We start from the raw sequence: 16,357 nt of genomic DNA, 5'->3' as shown, positions 1-16,357 counted from the left end.
CCGGGATCGGTCTCCGGTCCAGCCCTTGCGGGCGGAATCAGGCCGCCGCCCGAACGCGTGGCCGGGGACGGACCCGCCATGTCCTCCCGACCGGGGTCGGCCTCCCGCGAGCCCTTACGGGCGGAGGCGCGCCATCGTCCCGAACCCGCAGCCGGCCTGCGAAGCCGGGTGGCCCAGGGAAGGTCAGACCTTCGGCTGGGCGCTGGTGGACAGTGAGCCGCAGAGCGCCGTGGCGCTGCCCGTGGCGTACGGGTCGGTGCCGGCGGGGCCGCCCGCCTTCGCCGTCTGGCCGGCGAGCAGCGGGCGCAGCCGGCTGGTTGAGTCCTCGGCGCAGGCGAGCGGGCCGGCCTGGACGTAGGAGACGACCAGCTCGGCCTGGTGCATCCGCAGGTCGTCGCGGTCGAAGCGGAAGTGCAGCTCGCGCCGCACGGTGAACAGCGACACCTCCGCCTTGGCGTCGGAGTCCGTGGGCCGCAGGGCGTAGACGAGGGTGTGGTCGGCGATGACCTCCAGGGTGTTCGAGTCGAACTCGGCGGCCTGGAGGGTGCCCTGCACGCGGATCCTGCTGTCGGCGAGCCGCTCGCGGGACGGGTCGAAGCGGACCAGCCAGCCGGTGGGTGCGTGCCGTCCGTCCGCCGTCGGATGGTCGAAGCTCTGGTCGAACTGGTCGAGCTGCTGCGGGTCGAGCAGGATCCGCACCGGCCGGGTGACCCCGCCGGTGAGCACGTCGGGGTCGAGGGAGGACCTGACCAGGTAGTCCTTGGCCGTGGTGAGGGCGGCGACGACCTGGCTGTCGGAGAAGTGGGCGGTGCGCCGGGAGGCGGGCATCGTGAAGCCGTCGGCGCCGATGCGGAACTGCGCCGCGGGACTGTGCGCGTACAGGTCGTCGGCGCTGGCGGCGCCCGGCACCGCGCTCTGCGGGGCGAGCGGGATCACGGTCATCCGCAGCGGCTCGGGCGGCTGGGCGACGGGGTTCTGGTACGGATGGCGTACACCCATGTAGATCGCGGTGCCGAAGGCGATCGCGATGAGCAGGACGAGGATCAGGGCCTGCCGGGACAGTCCGCGGTGCAGCGGGGGCCGGCGGCGTACGGCCGGGGCGTGGTCGTCGACCCGCTCCCGGGCGGAGAACTCCTGGAGGCGGGCAGCACGGACGAACGACTCGTCGAAGACGACGGATCGGTACTCGTCCTCCCCACCTCCGGGAGCACCCTCGGGCGCCCCCTCAGGTGGGTCTCCAGTCCCGTCCATACCTTCAGGTTAGGTCTCCGGGAGCCGCGGTAAACCCGGCTACGCGACAACTTGCGACCGGTTCGGGGCAGGTTTGTCAGGGGGTGCGGGGCACCGCGGACACCGCCGGCTGGGAGTGTTCGGCGGAAACGGAGGGGCTGACGCCGGTGACCTTGTCCGGGCCCTGTTCGAGGCCCGTGGAGGCGGGCGCGGGGACCTGGTCCTGGCGGCCGGACGAGGCGCCCCGGTAGACCGCCGTGAAGGCGAGGGCGACCATGCCGACGCCCATCAGCAGGGCCAGCATCCAGGCGACGGGCCGGTGCCAGCGGCCCGGTCCGTACGTCCCCGACGGCCCGTAGCGGCCCTCCAGGACGTCGGCGGCGTCCGGATCGTCCGGATCGAGGTCGTGGCCGAAACCGGAGTGTCCGTCGGGGCCGAAGCCGTCCTCGTAGCGGTCGTCGTCGCCGTGGCTCCCGGCGCGGGCCCGGCGGGCCTCCTCGGAGGCCTCGGCGCGGGCCTGGGCGGCGGCCACCAGGCGTTCCACGGCGGTCGGCTCGTGGACCACGGCCGAGCGGACGAAGTCCTCGTCGAAGACCACGGAGGCGAACTCTTCGTCCATACCCCCGCGGTCGCGGTCGTCGTCGGGCTCCCAGCCGTCCGGAAACGGCATGCCCCCCACGTCCTCCGGCACGGGTCCAGCGTAGACCTGGGGGGTCATTTTGGGCAGACCGTATGGAAATTCATCCGCCTGGCGAGACGCCTTCCGGCGGGCGGGCTCAGCGGCGGACGTGCCCGTCCCCGGTGACGATGTACTTGGTGCTCGTCAGCTCCGGCAGCCCCATGGGGCCCCGGGCGTGGAGCTTCTGCGTGGAGATCCCGATCTCGGCGCCGAAGCCGAACTGGCCGCCGTCGGTGAAGCGCGTCGAGGCGTTCACGGCGACCGTGGTCGAGTCGACCAAGCGGGTGAACCGGCGGGCCGCCTGCTGCGAGGTGGTGACGATCGCCTCGGTGTGCCCGGAGGTCCACAGCCGGATGTGCTCGACGGCGCGGTCCAGGGAGTCCACGACGGCCGCGGCGATGTCGTAGGACAGGTACTCGGTCTCCCAGTCCTCCGCGGTGGCCTCCACGACCGTGGCCCGGGAGTCCTTCGCGTACGCCGCCACCCGCTCGTCGGCGTGCACGGTGACGCCGGCGTCCGCGAGGGCGTCCAGGGCGCGCGGCAGGAACCGCGGGGCGATGTCCTGGTGGACCAGGAGGGTCTCGGCGGCGTTGCAGACGCTCGGGCGCTGCGCCTTGGAGTTGATGAGGATGTCGATCGCCATGTCGAGGTCGGCGTCGGCGTCGACGTAGACGTGGCAGTTGCCGGTGCCCGTCTCGATGACCGGGACGATGGACTCCTGCACGACGGTGCGGATCAGGGAGGCGCCGCCGCGCGGGATCAGGACGTCGACCAGGCCGCGGGCGCGCATCAGCTCGCGGACGGAGTCACGGCCCTCGCCGGGCACGAGCTGCACGGCGTCGGCGGGCAGTCCGGCGCCGCCCACGGCGTCGCGGAGCACGCGCACGAGGGCGGTGTTCGACTCGTACGCCGAGGAGGAGCCGCGCAGCAGCACCGCGTTGCCGGACTTCAGGCAGAGGGCGGCAGCGTCGACGGTCACGTTCGGGCGGGCCTCGTAGATGATGCCGACGACGCCGAGCGGGACGCGCACCTGGCGCAGGTCGATGCCGTTGGGCAGGGTCGAGCCGCGGACGACCTCGCCGACCGGGTCGGGCAGGGCCACCACGTCGCGGACGTCCGAGGCGATGGCCCGCACCCGCTCGGGCGTGAGCGTGAGCCGGTCGATGACGGTCTCGCTGGTACCGGCCTCGCGGGCACGGGCGATGTCCTTGGCGTTGGCCGCGACGATCTCGCTCGTACGGACCTCCAGCGCGTCCGCGATCGCGAGCAGCGCGTCGTCCTTCTCGGCCCGCGGGAGGGGCGCGAGATCGGCGGCGGCGGCCTTCGCACGGTAGGCGGCCTGGGTGACCGGGGACATCGAGTCGTACGGCGAGAGCGTGGTCATGACGGCAGCCTAGTGCTCCGAATGGGGCTGTTCAGCTCTTGTCCCAAACCCCGAGACACCCGGCGAAGGCGGCTCAAAAGGGATGCACGCCGACCGGGGTGGCGGGCAGCGGCCCGTACCCCTCGGCGATGCGGTGGTGGTAGGTCTCCCGGTCGATGACCTCGAGGCCGACGATCTCCCAGGGCGGGAGCTTGGCGGTCTGCCGGTGCTCGCCCCACAGGCGCAGCGCGACCGCGGCCGCGTCGTGCAGGTCGCGGGCCTCCTCCCAGTACCGGATCTCCGCGTGGTCGTTCGCGTACCGGCTGGTGAGGAGGAAGGGGTGGTCGTGGGCGAGCTGCTCCAGGGCGCGCCTGACCTCCTTCAGCGGGGCCTCGCCGCCCGAGAGGCTGAGCGTGACGTGCCAGAGCCGCGGCACGTCCGCGGGGTCGCCGCCCTCGTACGTGTCACCGGCGGCGACGCTGGTGAGCGCGCGCTCCTCGCTCATCGCACGGGAGGTGCCACCACCGCGGGACGCCGCCGCCCCAGGGCGCACTCGTCTCACGGCGGCCTCCTTTACGCAATGGTCGTGCGGAATCTCCCTGCAACAAAGTTGAACAGCTAAGGCGGGATCGCGTGGCGGTTTTACGGAACGTCCCTCGCCGGAGGGCGGGAGAATCGGCCGTTCACGACCACCGTGGCCGGTTGTCCTACGGAGTGTCCGGGACGCGTTCTACGGGTGCAGGAGCACCAGGTCGTCCCTGTGTACGACCTCGCGCTCGTACGCGGGACCCAGCTCGCGCGCCAGTTCCCTCGTCGAGCGCCCGATCAGCTGCGGGATCTCCTTGGCGTCGAAGTTCACGAGGCCGCGCGCGACCGCCCGGCCCCGGCCGTCACGCAGCTCGACCGGGTCGCCCGCGGTGAACTCGCCCTCGACCCCGGCGATGCCCGCGGGCAGCAGCGAGGTGCGGCGCTCGACGACCGCGCGGACCGCCCCGTCGTCCAGGACGAGCGCGCCCTGCGGGGTCGACGCGTGCTGGAGCCACAGCAGCCGGTCGGCGGAGCGGCGGCCGGTGGGGTGGAAGTACGTGCCGGTGTCGCGGCCGGCGAGGGCGTCGGCGGCGTGCACGGCGGACGTCAGGACCACCGGGATGCCCGCCGCCGCCGCGATGCGCGCCGCCTCGACCTTGGTGACCATGCCGCCGGTGCCGACCCCGGCCTTGCCGGCGCTGCCGATCTCCACGTGCGCCAGGTCCTGCGGGCCGCGCACCTCCGCTATCCGCGAGGTGCCGGGCCTGCCGGGGTCGCCGTCGTACACCCCGTCCACGTCGGAGAGCAGGACCAGCAGGTCGGCGCGTACGAGGTGGGCGACGAGCGCGGCGAGCCGGTCGTTGTCGCCGAAGCGGATCTCGTCCGTGGCGACCGTGTCGTTCTCGTTGACGACGGGCAGCGCGCCCATGGCGAGGAGCTTGTCGAGGGTGCGGGAGGCGTTGCGGTGGTGGGCGCGCCGGCTGGTGTCGTCGGAGGTGAGCAGCACCTGTCCGACGCGGATGCCGTGCCGGGCGCAGGAGGCGGTGTAGCGGGCCACGAGCAGCCCCTGGCCGACGCTGGCGGCGGCCTGCTGGCGGGCGAGGTCCTTGGGGCGGCGGCGCAGGCCCAGCGGGGCGAGCCCGGCGGCGATGGCGCCGGACGAGACGAGGACGATCTCCCGCTCCCCGCCGCTGCGGCCCTTGGCGAGGGCGTCGACGAGGGCGTCCACCCGGTCGGCGTCCAGCCCGCCGGCGGCGGTGGTCAGGGACGAGGAGCCCACCTTGACGACGATCCTGTGGGCGTCCGCCACACCTTGCCTTGCCGCTGACACGTACTTCCCCAATGTCTGTGAGGTCCGACCAGCCCGGTACGTGCAATCTACGTGAGCGCGGGTTGGGTTCGCCGCCGCGTTCCGAGGGGCGGACGGCCCCCGCGCACACGACACCGAGGGCAGGATGCCCGTTTTCCGGTGATAGTTCCCACCGAAGATTGCTAGCCGGGCGCCAGAGGTCATACGGTCAGTGGTCGGCCAGGTCATGCCTGCCCGACGTCACCCCCGGTTCGCCCATCCGCCGCATCCCTTCGCAGGAGCCCCGCCCGTGCCTTCCGCAGGCCTCGCCCCCCGCCGCATCGTGCAGCTCTCCGCGCTGCTCGCGATGTTCGCGCTCTTCACGGCACAGATCGTCTCCGCTCTGCTGCCGTACGTCCCGGTGTTCGTCGCCGCGAGCGCGGCGGGACTCGCCCTCGACGTCTATCTGCAGTATCGCGATCCCGGTCTGCTCGCGTTGCTCGGCAAGGTCCGCTTCGACGTCACGGTCCGCCAGCTGCTGCGCGACATGCTGGTCCTGGTGGGCCTGCTGCGCATCGACGGCATCGACCCGGAGCGCGAGCAGGCGCCGCTGCTCGTCGCGCTCTGCCTCTTCTACGGGCTGCACTTCGCGTGCCAGGCCGTCGCCGTCCTGGTCCGCCGCACCCGTACGCTGCCGATCGTCACGCGGAACATCGACGCCTCCGCGCTGCGCCTGACGACCGCGCCGCCGCGCATCCTGGCCCGCCGCCAGGGCCACCGCCTGCTGACCTTCTCCGTGCCCGCGACGATCGGCCTGCTGGTCACCGCGGCCACCGAGGACGGCCTGTGGGGCGCCGTCGGCGTCGGCGTCTCCCTGCTGCTGATCGCCGGCGGCACCGTCCACCTCGGCACCTGGCTGCTCCCCAGGAAGCGCGCGGAGAGCGAGCAGAAGGTCATGGAGTGGCTGGACAAGTGGCTGGCGGAGTACCGGCCGACGGTCGCCATGTACTTCTCCGGCGGTACGACGTCGGCGTACCAGGCGAACATGTGGCTCTCCACGCTCTCGCAGATCGACGCCAAGCCGCTGATCGTGCTGCGTGAGCGCTTCATGGTGCAGAAGATCGACGCGACCGACGTCCCGATCATCTGCTTCCCGAAGGTGTCGACGATGTTCTCGCTGGAGAACTCGACGCTGAAGATGATGCTGCACCCGGCGAACGCCGCGAAGACCTCGCAGGTGCTGCGCATCCCCACGATCAAGCACGCCTTCACCAACCACGGCGAGAGCGACAAGCTGTCCTCCTGCAACCCGTACGCGAAGGCGTACGACGAGGTGTGGGTGGCCGGTCCCGCGGCCCGCGAGCGCTACCTGCTGGCCGAGGTCGGGGTCGAGAACAAGGACATCGTCGAGGTGGGCCGCCCGCAGCTGGCGCCGATCCGCCCCTACTCGGGCGCGCCGACGGGCACGTACACGACCGTCCTGTACGCCCCCACCTGGGAGGGCTGGGACGGCAACCCGGGCAACACCTCGGTGGTGCTGGCCGGCGAGAACATCGTCCGGCGGCTGCTGGCCGACGACGGTGTGCGCCTGCTCTACAAGCCGCACCCGATGACCGGCTCCGTCGACCCGCGCGCGGGCGCCGCCAACGAGCGCATCAAAGCGATGATCCGCGAGGCCAACACCAAGCGGTCGGGTGCCCGCCCGGGCCCGGAGGCGGCGGCCGATCTGGCGCGCCTCACCGCGGAACTGGACAAGCTGACCTCCACGGCCTTCCGTGCCAGCGCCGACGAGATGGAGCGGATGCTGCTCCAGGGCGCGCCGCACGGTGACCGCGAGGCGGAGATCGCCCGGGCCACCGCGGCGTGGGAGTCCGCCTACTGGGCGTCGTTCCCGGAGTGGGAGCACCAGATCATCACCGACGCGCGTCCGGCGATCTTCACCTGCTTCAACCAGGCGGACCTGCTGATCAGTGACGTCTCGTCGGTCGTCTCCGACTGGCTGTCCAGCGAGAAGCCCTACGCCGTCGCCAACACCTCGGGCATGTCCGAGGCGGCGTTCCGCGCGGGCTTCCCGACGGTGTCCGCGGGTGTCGTGCTCACCCCGGCCGCGGACGGGGTGCCGGCGCTGCTGGAGTCGGTGCGCTTCCCGGAGAAGGACCTGTTCACCGCGGCCCGCGCCGAGCTCAAGGTGCACCTGCTGGGCCCCTCGGACCCGCCGTCCCTGGCCCGCTTCAACTCGGCGATCGACGCCCTGTGCACCAAGGCCGACGAGCGGCGCGTGCGCATGGAGTCGCGTCTCGCCGCGGAGATCCCCTCCCAGCGCAGCGCCGCCGAGGAGACGGCCCAGGAGTCCGACCAGGGCCTGGAGGCCGTCGAGACGGAGGACAACGGCGCGGAGGACTCGGTCACCGCGTAGGTCCCGTCCCGTACGCGAAGGGCCCCCGGGAGCAGCTTCCCGGGGGCCCTTCGCGTGGCGCGGCGGCCGAACTCCCGTGCCGGCGCCGTCAGTCGGGGCAGACCGTCGCCGGCAGTGCGGGCAGCCCGCGCCGCTCGTCGTCCGTGAGGTCGCGGCCGACGACGGCGCACAGGCGTCGCTTCCACCGGCTCGGGTCGAGCGTGAGCAGGTCGGCCTTGCCGTCCTGGACCCTGAGCAGCGTCCGGCCGTTCCGGGTGGCGGCGAGGAAGTACTGGTCCTCGGCGAAGTCGTACGTCTCGAAGCGGCTCGGGTCTTCCGCGTCCTGGAAACGTACCGAGCTGCCCGTCGCCACGTAGAACTCCGAGCCGCGTCCGGTGAAACCGAGAGTGAAGCCGTCGCCCCAGGACGCGTCGTTCTCCCCCAGCGGCCCGAGGGGTCCGAGCACCCGGGTGGGCGGGTGCCCCGCGCGCACCGACCAGATCTCGACCATGCTTCCCTTGGTCTTCGCCGCCGCGTACCGGCCGCTCGGGTCGAGGAAGGCACGGTCGTTGTCGGGGCCGAGGGTCACCCTGAGCCTTCTGACCTCCTTGCCGGTCCGCAGGTCGACGGCGTACAGGTGCGAGTCGCCGCGCACCACGATCTGCACGAGTCCGCGCTCCGGGCGGCGGTTCAGCGCGTATCCCGAGTCGGGCGCGGTGCCGTTGGAGGTGGTCAGGGCAGGCGTCTTCCCAGGGAGTCCCAGCTCGCGCGCGTCCAGGGTCTTCGTCAGGCGCCGGCCGTTCCGGGCGTCGAAGTGCTCGATCCGGGTGCCCGAGAGGGTGACGAGTTCGTCGCCACGCAGAAAGAGCAGGGAGAGGCGGGACTTGCCCTGCTTGTCGGCGGGAGGCATCCGCGTGGTGATCTCGGCGACCTTGCGCAGCGAGGGGATCCGCCGGATCTGGATGCGGTCGCGGCCCACCACGTCGGCCACCAGGGTCTGGGCCTCGTTGACCGCGAGGGTGTGCGGAGGGTCCGGGTCCATGCGGCTGTCCCGTGGCGGCCGCGCCACCTGGGTCCTCACGTGTCCGGTCGTCGCGTCAACCAGGGCCAGACGGTTGCCGACCGGGTCCATGGCGTCCTGCCGCGTCTCCACGTGGGCGACCAGAGTCCTGGCGTCGTCGAGAAGGAGCGGATGCGCGACCACGAGGCGCAGCGGATGGTCGGACGTCTCCAGGGACAGTCCCGTCACGGTGGTCCCGTCCCAGGTGGGCACCACCAGGTGCTGCGCGTCACCGAGCAGGCGGCCTGCGATGTCGGCCGTCTGCTCGGCAGCGTCCGCTGGCAGCACCTCGTCGCCCTCGCGGACTCCGCCGACGACCCAGTCGGACTTGTACACGTGCATGGCGAGGAGGGCGCCCGTGCGGTCCATGGCCACGCCACGGCAGCGGTAGCCCTCGGTCACGTACCGGTTCCGCTCCCGGCCGTCGGCCACCCGCACGGTCCGGTAGACCGCGCGATTCGTCCCGTCGTGCTTCTCCGTCCGGCAGTGGCTCAGCACCCTGCCGTCACCGGACAGCGCGATGGCCGGCAACGATCGGATCATGGTCTCCATGTCGTACGTCTCGACGCCGCGGGCGAGTTCGCGTGTCCGGCCGGCGCGGGTGTCGATCGCCACGACCGTGTGCTTCCCGCCGTCGGGATCCTGGGGGCTCCGCTGGGCCACCACCGTCCTCGCGTCCGGGCCGAACCACACCGCGTCGACCGCGGGCGGCCGGCCGGGCACCGGCCGGCGGGTCCCGGCCCGCAGATCCCACACGCCCAGCCGCCCGTCCGCCACCGTCACGATCTCGGAGCCGTCCGGGGAGAAGTCCATGAAGTGGACCTGGTCGCTCTGGCGTCCCTTCCCCTCGGCCTTGGCGGCGAACTCGGCAGCCGGCACCGGGTGCCTGCGGCCCAGCACGTCCGCCGCCCGGTCCGCCCCGGCGTCGACGTCGTGCCAGACCAGCGCGTCCTCCGTCGAGATGTAGGCGATCCGGCGTCCGTCCCGGCTGACCAGCGGATGGAAGGCCAGGCCCTGCAGTTGCAGCTGCAGCCGCCTGACCTTTCCCCCAGGCGGGCGCAGGAACAGCGACGCCCGCCCCAACTGACTGGTGGCCAGAGCTACTTGGCCGTCCACGCTCATGGACACGGCGTCGATCTCGCCCTCGACCCCTCCCATCACCCACGCCGCGCCGTTGAACTTGTCGTAGCCGCGCAGCATCGCGGTACGGGCCTCCTGCGTCGGCGCGGTGTCGTACGCCCCCATCGCCACCAGGGCGGCCTTGGCGGGGTCGCGCTTGTCCAGCTCCCCGGCGAGGCTCGCCAGCGCGCGTGAGCGTGCCTCGGCGCCCCGCCGCTCGCTGACCCCCGACTGGTGGACGAGGAAGGTGCCGAGCCCGGCGATCAGCGCGAGCACCAGCGCGCCGGCGATCCAGGCGGCACACAGGCGTCTGCCGCGGGCGCGCTGACGCTGCCGTGCCTGATCCAGGAAGTCCCGGTCCGCACCCGTCAGTTCGTCCTCACGGTCCCGCAGCCGCCCTGTCAGCAGGCCCAGCTGCACCGCCCCCGGCAGCAGGTCGGCCGAGCGGCCGCCGCGTTCCCAGCGCTCCCGGTCGTGCGCGAGTTCCGCCCGGGCGGCCAGGAACTCGCCGTCGGCCTTCACCTGCCGGGCGAGCGCGGGCCACGCCGTGATCAGCGCCTCGTGGGCGAGTTCGGCGGTCTCCGGTTCCTGGTCGCCGCCGTGCAGCACCAGCAGCCGCCGCTCCGCGAAGGACCGGGCCAGCCGCCAGCGCTCCTCGCCGGCCTCCTTACGGGTGAGCCTGCGGCGCAGCGGGGTCGCCCCGCCCGGCAGCACCCGGACCAGCCCGGTGAGCAGCCGCAGCGCGTCGGCCTCCGACCCCTCCTCCACGCACTCCCGCCAGGCGTTGCGGGCGTGCAGTCCGAGCGCCCCGGTGACGCCGTTCATCCCGTCGTACGCCGCCGCGCGCAGCCGTCCGACGGCACGCTCGTGCCACAGCTGCTCCAGTACGAAGCCGAGGAGCGGCAGGATGCCCGGCTCGCCGCCCGTGTCGTCCAGGATGCGCCGGTCCAGCCCGGGGTCGTAGGCCACCCCGGGGACCCGCTCGACGGGCCGGGTGATCACCTCACGGAGCTGCTCGCGCGTCATCGGCGTCAGCGGCAGCGTGCGGCCCGCCCGCACCGCCGGCCCGAGGGCCGGGTGTCTGAGCACCGCGTCCATGAGGTCGGCCCGCAGGGTGAGCAGGACGCGTGTCCCGTCGCCCCCTGGGCGCTCGGGGAAGAGCAGCCGCACCGTCTCGGCGACCTCCGCCTCCGTGCGGTCCAGGAGCGCCTCGGCCTGGTCGAGGACGACGAGCAGCCGGCCGCCCGCCGTGCCCCGCGCGCGGTGCAGCGCGTCCGCGAGGCCCTTGTCCGCGAGCCACGACTCGACCTGGTCGGCGCTGTGCGCGCGGGCGGCCCCGAAGCGGCCGGAGCGGATGTCCTCGTACAGCTCGGTGGCCAGCGCCGACAACGGGGACGAGACCTGGCCCGCGTTCACGACGAGCACGTCGTAGCCGTCCCGCCGCATCCGGGGGGCCACACCGGCCAGCGCCAGGGACGACTTCCCGGAGCCCGAGGGGCCGTAGAGGGTGACCGTCGGCCGCTCCCCGCGCAGGGCGCCGACGGCGTCCGCGATGTCGCCGTCCCGCCCGAAGAAGACGTCCGCGTCCTCCTCCCGGAAGGGGGCGAGACCGCGGAACGGCACGGCGGGCAGTACCAGCGGGGCCAGTGCGGGCAGCTCCGCGAGCAGGGTCCGGGTCCGCAGGACGAAGGCCTGCTGGGCGTCCTGCTCGGGCTGGGCCGCGACGACCAGGCCGACGGCGGCGCCGAGCTCGTTGTCCCAGACAGGTGTGCCGCTGAAGCCCTGCCGGACGTGGGCGGCCTGCCCGTCGGCCCGGGAGAGCTGGAGCCAGCCCTCGCCGGTGGCACCGCCGAGCTTCCCGCGGAACCAGCTCTCGCCGGGCTCGCCGTCCGTGAACCCGACCGCGCGCGCCCCGTGCTCCCAGACGCTGACGGGGTCGGCCATGGGCAGCGGGCGCGCTCCGGGGAGCGGTTCCGGCAGCCGCAGCAGCGCCAGGTCGCCCGTCCGGTCGGCCCTGATCGGGACCCAGGTCTCGACGAGGGCCTTGCGCTCGGGACGCGGCTGTCCGGGCCGCGCGTCCCCGCCCGCAGCCCCGCCCGTGCCCTCGGGCGCCCCGGGCCCGGACAGCGGCAGGTCCACGGTGACGGCGGTCCCGGGGGCCACCGGGCGGTCGCGCGACCGCTCCAGCACGTCCGACACCACATGGGCGCAGGTCAGCACCAGATCCGGGGCGACGAAGAACCCCGCTCCCCCGACCTCGCCGTCCTGCCCCTTGATCCGGACGACCGCCGCTGCCAGCGCCTCGTCCGGACTCTGCGACTCTTCCCCCGTCATCGCGCCCCCGTCCGGCTCAGTTCACCCGCGTACGGTCCGCGGCCGCGTCCCGGGCGTCACCGCGGTTCCAGGTCAGCGTCACGGAGAAATTGGCCTGCGTGGCGGTGCTCGCGATCACGACGTCCGCCTCCGCCGACAGCGACACCCCGAACTCCAGGGTGATCTCGTCGGGTGCGTCCGCGAGATCCCGGAACCGCCCCACGAAGCTGTCCGCGACGGGCCGTACGGTGTCCAGCATCTCGCCGAGCGAGCGCTCGGCCCGGGCCACCGCGCGCCCCGCGCGCCCGACCCTGACCAGGGACTCGTCCACCTCGCGGATCTGGACGCGCACGACCTCGTCGCCGCCGTCCCCCACGGGCACCTCGACCGTGCGCACGGTCCGGTCGCTCATGACGCTCCCCCGGTACTCCGATGTCCGGCTCCGCGAGGTCCGCCCGGCCGGGCGCGCGGTCCGCCCGCATCGTAGATCGTCACCACCGCGACACGGCCTGTGATCGGCCCACTTGGCGCGGACCTGACGGTGCCCGGGAACGCGAGAACGCCCCGGTCCGTGCGGACCGGGGCGTTCTCGGGGCGACGCGCTTCCTGCGCGGCGAGCGGCTAGAACGGCTCGAAGTCGTCGTACTCCTGCTCCGACTCGTCCCGCTCCGCCTGCTTGTCGCGGCGGCGCTGGGCGGCCGGGCGGGGGGCGTCGAAGCGGTGGTCCTCGCCGCGGCGGCCGAGCATCTCGGCGCCGGCCATGACCGTGGGCTCCCAGTCGAAGACGACCGCGTTCTCCTCGGGGCCGATGGCGACGCCGTCACCCGAGCGGGCACCCGTCTTCATCAGCTGGTCCTCGACGCCGAGGCGGGCGAGCCGGTCGGCCAGGTAGCCGACGGCCTCGTCGTTGCTGAAGTCGGTCTGCCGGACCCAGCGCTCGGGCTTCTCGCCGCGGACGCGGAACAGGCCGTCCTCCTCCTGCACCACCGTGAAGCCGGCGTCGTCGACCGCCTTCGGGCGGATGACGATGCGCGTGGCCTCCTCCTGGGGCTTGGCCGCGCGGGCCTTCGCGATCACGTCGGCGAGCGCGAAGGACAGCTCCTTGAGGCCGGTGTGGGCGACGGCCGACACCTCGAAGACGCGGTAGCCGCGGGCCTCCAGCTCGGGCCGCACCATCTCGGCCAGGTCCTTGCCGTCCGGTACGTCGATCTTGTTCAGGACGACCATGCGCGGACGCCGGTCGAGGCCGCCGTACTGCTTCAGCTCCTCCTCGATGATGTCGAGGTCGGAGACCGGGTCGCGGTCCGATTCCAGGGTCGCCGTGTCCAGGACGTGGACGAGCACGGAGCAGCGCTCCACGTGGCGCAGGAACTCCAGGCCGAGGCCCTTGCCCTGGCTCGCGCCGGGGATGAGGCCGGGCACGTCGGCGATCGTGTAGACGGTCTCGCCGGCCGTCACCACGCCGAGGTTCGGGACCAGGGTCGTGAAGGGGTAGTCCGCGATCTTCGGCTTGGCCGCGGACATGACGGAGATCAGCGAGGACTTGCCGGCGCTCGGGTAACCGACCAGGGCCACGTCCGCGACGGTCTTCAGCTCCAGGACGATGTCCTGGAAGTCGCCGGGCACGCCGAGCAGCGCGAAGCCGGGGGCCTTGCGGCGGGCCGAGGCCAGCGCCGCGTTGCCGAGGCCGCCGCGGCCGCCCTGGGCGGCGACGTACGAGGTGCCGTGGCCGACCAGGTCCGCGAGGACGTTGCCCGCCCTGTCGAGGACGACCGTGCCGTCCGGGACGGGCAGGACGAGGTCCTGGCCGTCCTTGCCGGAGCGGTTGCCGCCCTCGCCGGGCTTGCCGTTGGTCGCGCTGCGGTGCGGCTTGTGGTGGTAGTCGAGCAGCGTGGTGACGGACTGGTCGACGACCAGGATCACGTCACCGCCACGGCCTCCGTTGCCGCCGTCGGGGCCGCCGAGCGGCTTGAACTTCTCCCGGTGTACGGAGGCACAGCCGTGGCCTCCGCTACCCGCGGCGACATGCAGCTCGACGCGGTCCACGAAGGTGGTCATGGTGGGGTGCCTCCAGCACTTCGGTTACTTCTGTACGTACGGAATGTCTCTTGGGTAACACGCGAAAGGCGGACCCGCCTTCCCGACCGGGAAGTGAGGTCCGCCTCGCGAAAAACCTGTTCCGCGGAGCCTGCGCCCTAAGTGGACTGGATCAGGCGACCGGAACGATGTTCACGACCTTGCGGCCACGGTGGGTACCGAACTCCACCGCACCGGCGGCCAGCGCGAACAGCGTGTCGTCCTTGCCACGGCCGACGCTGGCGCCGGGGTGGAAGTGGGTGCCACGCTGGCGGACCAGGATCTCACCGGCGTTGACGACCTGACCGCCGAAGCGCTTCACGCCGAGCCGCTGAGCATTGGAGTCGCGACCGTTCCGAGTGGACGATGCGCCCTTCTTGTGTGCCATCTCTCCTCAGTCCCTTACTTCGCAGCCGCGGGGATCTCAGTGACCTTGATCGCCGTGTACTGCTGGCGGTGGCCCTGACGACGGCGGTAGCCGGTCTTGTTCTTGTAGCGAAGGATGTCGATCTTCGCGCCCTTGTGGTGGTCCACGATCTCGGCCTGGACCTTGATGCCGGCGAGGACCCAGGGGTCACTCGTCACGGCGTCGCCGTCGACAACGAGCAGGGTCGAGAGCTCGACCGTGTCGCCAACCTTGGCAGTGGAAATCTTGTCAACCTCAACGATGTCGCCGACAGCAACCTTGTGCTGGCGACCACCGCTGCGCACGATGGCGTACACGCGGATCTCTCTCTCACTCGGATCGGGACCCCGCAGTCCAGCCGCACGCTTGCGCGAGCGGCCTCTCCCGAAGCGCGGAGCGCCGGGAGGAAGAGGTTTACGGGGATGCGGCGCGCCAGGGGACACGCCGACGGTCAAGGTTACGGGGCCACAGCCGAAAGGGTCAAACCAGGCCCGGCCCCGTCACCGCCTCACACGTCACGTGGTCGGCTTCTCGCCGTCGTCCGGGAGCGGCTTCACGCCCCGGCACAGGTCCGTGGCGTCGGAGGCGCCCGGGTACGCGACCGCGCGCACCCGGTCGAAGTGGGTCCGGTACATGTCGTGCACGGCGTCGTCGTCGACCTTGACGATCGACTCGTCGTTCTCGCGCAGGGCGGGCCCGGTGTAGTTCCCGGAGCCGGTGAAGCTGACCTTGTTCCGCACGCCGTCGTACATGCCGTCGACGAGGATGTACTTGGAGTGGATGATGAACGGCGTCGTGAGCTTCTGTCCGGGGTTCAGCGGGTCCCGGTCGTCGTTGTAGCAGCGCACCGAGGGGCCGCCGGTGGTGTGCAGCATCTCCCACGTGCCCTTGGTGCCGCCGGAGCTCTTGGCGCTGTCCGTCTCCGCGTACACGACGCTGACCGAGCAGCCCGCCTTCTGCAACGAGACCAGCTTCTCGGCGATCGCCATCCGGGTCAGCTTGAAGATCGCGACCCGGACCTTGGTCTTCTGCGTGACGCCGGCGGTGTCCTTGTAGGAGCACTGGACGTTGTTGAGCACCGAGTAGACGGTGTCGGTGTCCCGGGTGTTGCCCTCGCGCGGGAAGAAGTACGCCTTGTACAGGCCGTTGCTGACGGTGCGGTAGTTCCAGGACGCCCAGTCCCGGCCGACCATCGTGTCGAAGTAGTCCGAGTAGGCGTCGTACATCGTCGGGTTGTTCGGCAGCAGCAGCGCGTCGTTGAAGAAGCGCGTGTGCGCGGACGGCGTCGAGTTCGACGTCGTCTCCACGACCACGTTCGTGGCGCCCTGGACCGCGGAGAACAGCCAGAACTTGTTGTGCATGATCGACTGCCCGAACTTCGGGTCGCCGAGACAGGACTTGTTGGCCGGGCACGTGCTGACGTACGAGCCCTTCGTGCGGTCGGTGCCGAGGCCGGCGGCCAGCGTGCTGTACGAGGTGTTGGTCGGCCGGTCGCTGATGCTCGACTCGTCGAGCAGGACCTGGACGTTGACACCGCGGTCCTTGGCGGCCACGAGGGCGTTGACGACCGACGCCTCCCAGACGTGGTAGACCGCGACCTTGATGACCGAGCCGGGCAGCGCCGCGTTGGTCAGCTCGATCAGCCGGGTGCGGATCGCGTACTGCTGGTCCGTGGTGCCCAGCGGGTCGTTGAAGATCGGGCCCTCGGTCCAGGTCGGGTTGCCCGTCGCCTGGGCCGTACCGGTGGCCGCGACCGCCTGGACCCCCGCCGCCGACAGCACCGTCGCCAGCGCGACGGCCTGGCGTCCTCCCTTGACCGGCTTCACAGCGCGGTGCCGCCCCGTGCCCGTCAGGCGCACGCGCGCCATGAAATCCCCTCCCTGACACGAGCAAGCGGTCT

12 protein-coding genes are annotated in these 16,357 nt (G+C 72.3%); 1 reads left to right on the top strand and 11 read right to left on the bottom strand.

Translation table 11 applies throughout. The annotated features are described in order from the left end of the window. Nucleotides 1-183: 183 nt before the first annotated feature. The 5 genes from ACZ4VA_RS02195 to proB all read right to left on the bottom strand — a co-directional run bounded on the left by ACZ4VA_RS02195 (nucleotide 184) and on the right by proB (nucleotide 5,130). Entirely contained in the window at nucleotides 184-1,251 is a 1,068-nt protein-coding gene (locus tag ACZ4VA_RS02195) for an SCO2583 family membrane protein (RefSeq protein ID WP_355779272.1), read from the bottom strand. 76 nt (nucleotides 1,252-1,327) lie between these two features. After that, nucleotides 1,328-1,921, bottom strand: a complete 594-nt coding sequence (locus ACZ4VA_RS02190) for an SCO2584 family spore wall biosynthesis protein (RefSeq protein ID WP_452922325.1) — start codon at nucleotides 1,919-1,921, stop codon at nucleotides 1,328-1,330. Between the two features lie 85 nt (nucleotides 1,922-2,006). Beyond that, a complete protein-coding gene (locus ACZ4VA_RS02185; RefSeq protein WP_389389525.1) occupies nucleotides 2,007-3,293 on the bottom strand; it encodes a glutamate-5-semialdehyde dehydrogenase in 1,287 nt (428 codons plus the stop codon). A 73-nt stretch (nucleotides 3,294-3,366) separates the two neighbouring features. Next, nucleotides 3,367-3,825, bottom strand: a complete 459-nt coding sequence (locus ACZ4VA_RS02180) for a hypothetical protein (protein ID WP_355779290.1) — start codon at nucleotides 3,823-3,825, stop codon at nucleotides 3,367-3,369. A gap of 177 nt (nucleotides 3,826-4,002) precedes the next feature. Continuing rightward, a complete protein-coding gene (gene proB / locus ACZ4VA_RS02175) occupies nucleotides 4,003-5,130 on the bottom strand; it encodes a glutamate 5-kinase (protein ID WP_355779281.1) in 1,128 nt (375 codons plus the stop codon). A 268-nt stretch (nucleotides 5,131-5,398) separates the two neighbouring features. Here proB and ACZ4VA_RS02170 point away from each other — a divergent pair, with 268 nt between their 5' ends. Next, nucleotides 5,399-7,504 carry a hypothetical protein gene (locus ACZ4VA_RS02170; protein ID WP_355779284.1) on the top strand — a complete coding sequence of 702 codons (2,106 nt, stop codon included), beginning with the start codon at nucleotides 5,399-5,401 and terminating at the stop codon, nucleotides 7,502-7,504. Between the two features lie 88 nt (nucleotides 7,505-7,592). Here the strand turns inward: ACZ4VA_RS02170 and ACZ4VA_RS02165 are convergent, their stop codons facing one another. From ACZ4VA_RS02165 to ACZ4VA_RS02140, 6 genes are all read right to left on the bottom strand, one after another. Next, on the bottom strand, nucleotides 7,593-11,996 hold the full coding sequence (locus tag ACZ4VA_RS02165; protein WP_468079315.1) for an nSTAND1 domain-containing NTPase: 4,404 nt from the start codon (nucleotides 11,994-11,996) through the stop codon (nucleotides 7,593-7,595). A 16-nt stretch (nucleotides 11,997-12,012) separates the two neighbouring features. Then, entirely contained in the window at nucleotides 12,013-12,387 is a 375-nt protein-coding gene (locus ACZ4VA_RS02160; RefSeq protein ID WP_356168857.1) for a CU044_2847 family protein, read from the bottom strand. Nucleotides 12,388-12,596: 209 nt separating this feature from the next. Beyond that, nucleotides 12,597-14,033, bottom strand: a complete 1,437-nt coding sequence (gene obgE, locus ACZ4VA_RS02155; protein ID WP_355781719.1) for a GTPase ObgE — start codon at nucleotides 14,031-14,033, stop codon at nucleotides 12,597-12,599. Between the two features lie 151 nt (nucleotides 14,034-14,184). Beyond that, nucleotides 14,185-14,439, bottom strand: coding sequence for a 50S ribosomal protein L27 (gene rpmA, locus ACZ4VA_RS02150; RefSeq protein ID WP_006374707.1), 255 nt, complete (start codon nucleotides 14,437-14,439; stop codon nucleotides 14,185-14,187). Between the two features lie 14 nt (nucleotides 14,440-14,453). Then, entirely contained in the window at nucleotides 14,454-14,774 is a 321-nt protein-coding gene (rplU, locus tag ACZ4VA_RS02145) for a 50S ribosomal protein L21 (protein ID WP_119102267.1), read from the bottom strand. A gap of 198 nt (nucleotides 14,775-14,972) precedes the next feature. Further along, entirely contained in the window at nucleotides 14,973-16,325 is a 1,353-nt protein-coding gene (locus tag ACZ4VA_RS02140; protein ID WP_355789654.1) for a phospholipase D-like domain-containing protein, read from the bottom strand. Nucleotides 16,326-16,357: the final 32 nt, after the last annotated feature.

The organism is Streptomyces sp. NPDC028308, from assembly GCF_055565855.1.
Note: the sequence above shows the minus strand (reverse complement) of the source record. Positions and strands in the feature narration are given on the sequence as shown.

Bases quoted from the DNA above. Each gene is read 5' to 3' on its own strand.
- ACZ4VA_RS02140 (WP_355789654.1), bottom strand. From the start codon at position 16,325: ATGGCGCGCGTGCGCCTGACGGGCACGGGGCGGCACCGCGCTGTGAAG.
- rpmA (WP_006374707.1), bottom strand. From the start codon at position 14,439: ATGGCACACAAGAAGGGCGCATCGTCCACTCGGAACGGTCGCGACTCC.
- ACZ4VA_RS02165 (WP_468079315.1), bottom strand. From the start codon at position 11,996: ATGACGGGGGAAGAGTCGCAGAGTCCGGACGAGGCGCTGGCAGCGGCG.
- ACZ4VA_RS02185 (WP_389389525.1), bottom strand. From the start codon at position 3,293: ATGACCACGCTCTCGCCGTACGACTCGATGTCCCCGGTCACCCAGGCC.
- obgE (WP_355781719.1), bottom strand. From the start codon at position 14,033: ATGACCACCTTCGTGGACCGCGTCGAGCTGCATGTCGCCGCGGGTAGC.
- ACZ4VA_RS02195 (WP_355779272.1), bottom strand. From the start codon at position 1,251: ATGGACGGGACTGGAGACCCACCTGAGGGGGCGCCCGAGGGTGCTCCC.
- ACZ4VA_RS02160 (WP_356168857.1), bottom strand. From the start codon at position 12,387: ATGAGCGACCGGACCGTGCGCACGGTCGAGGTGCCCGTGGGGGACGGC.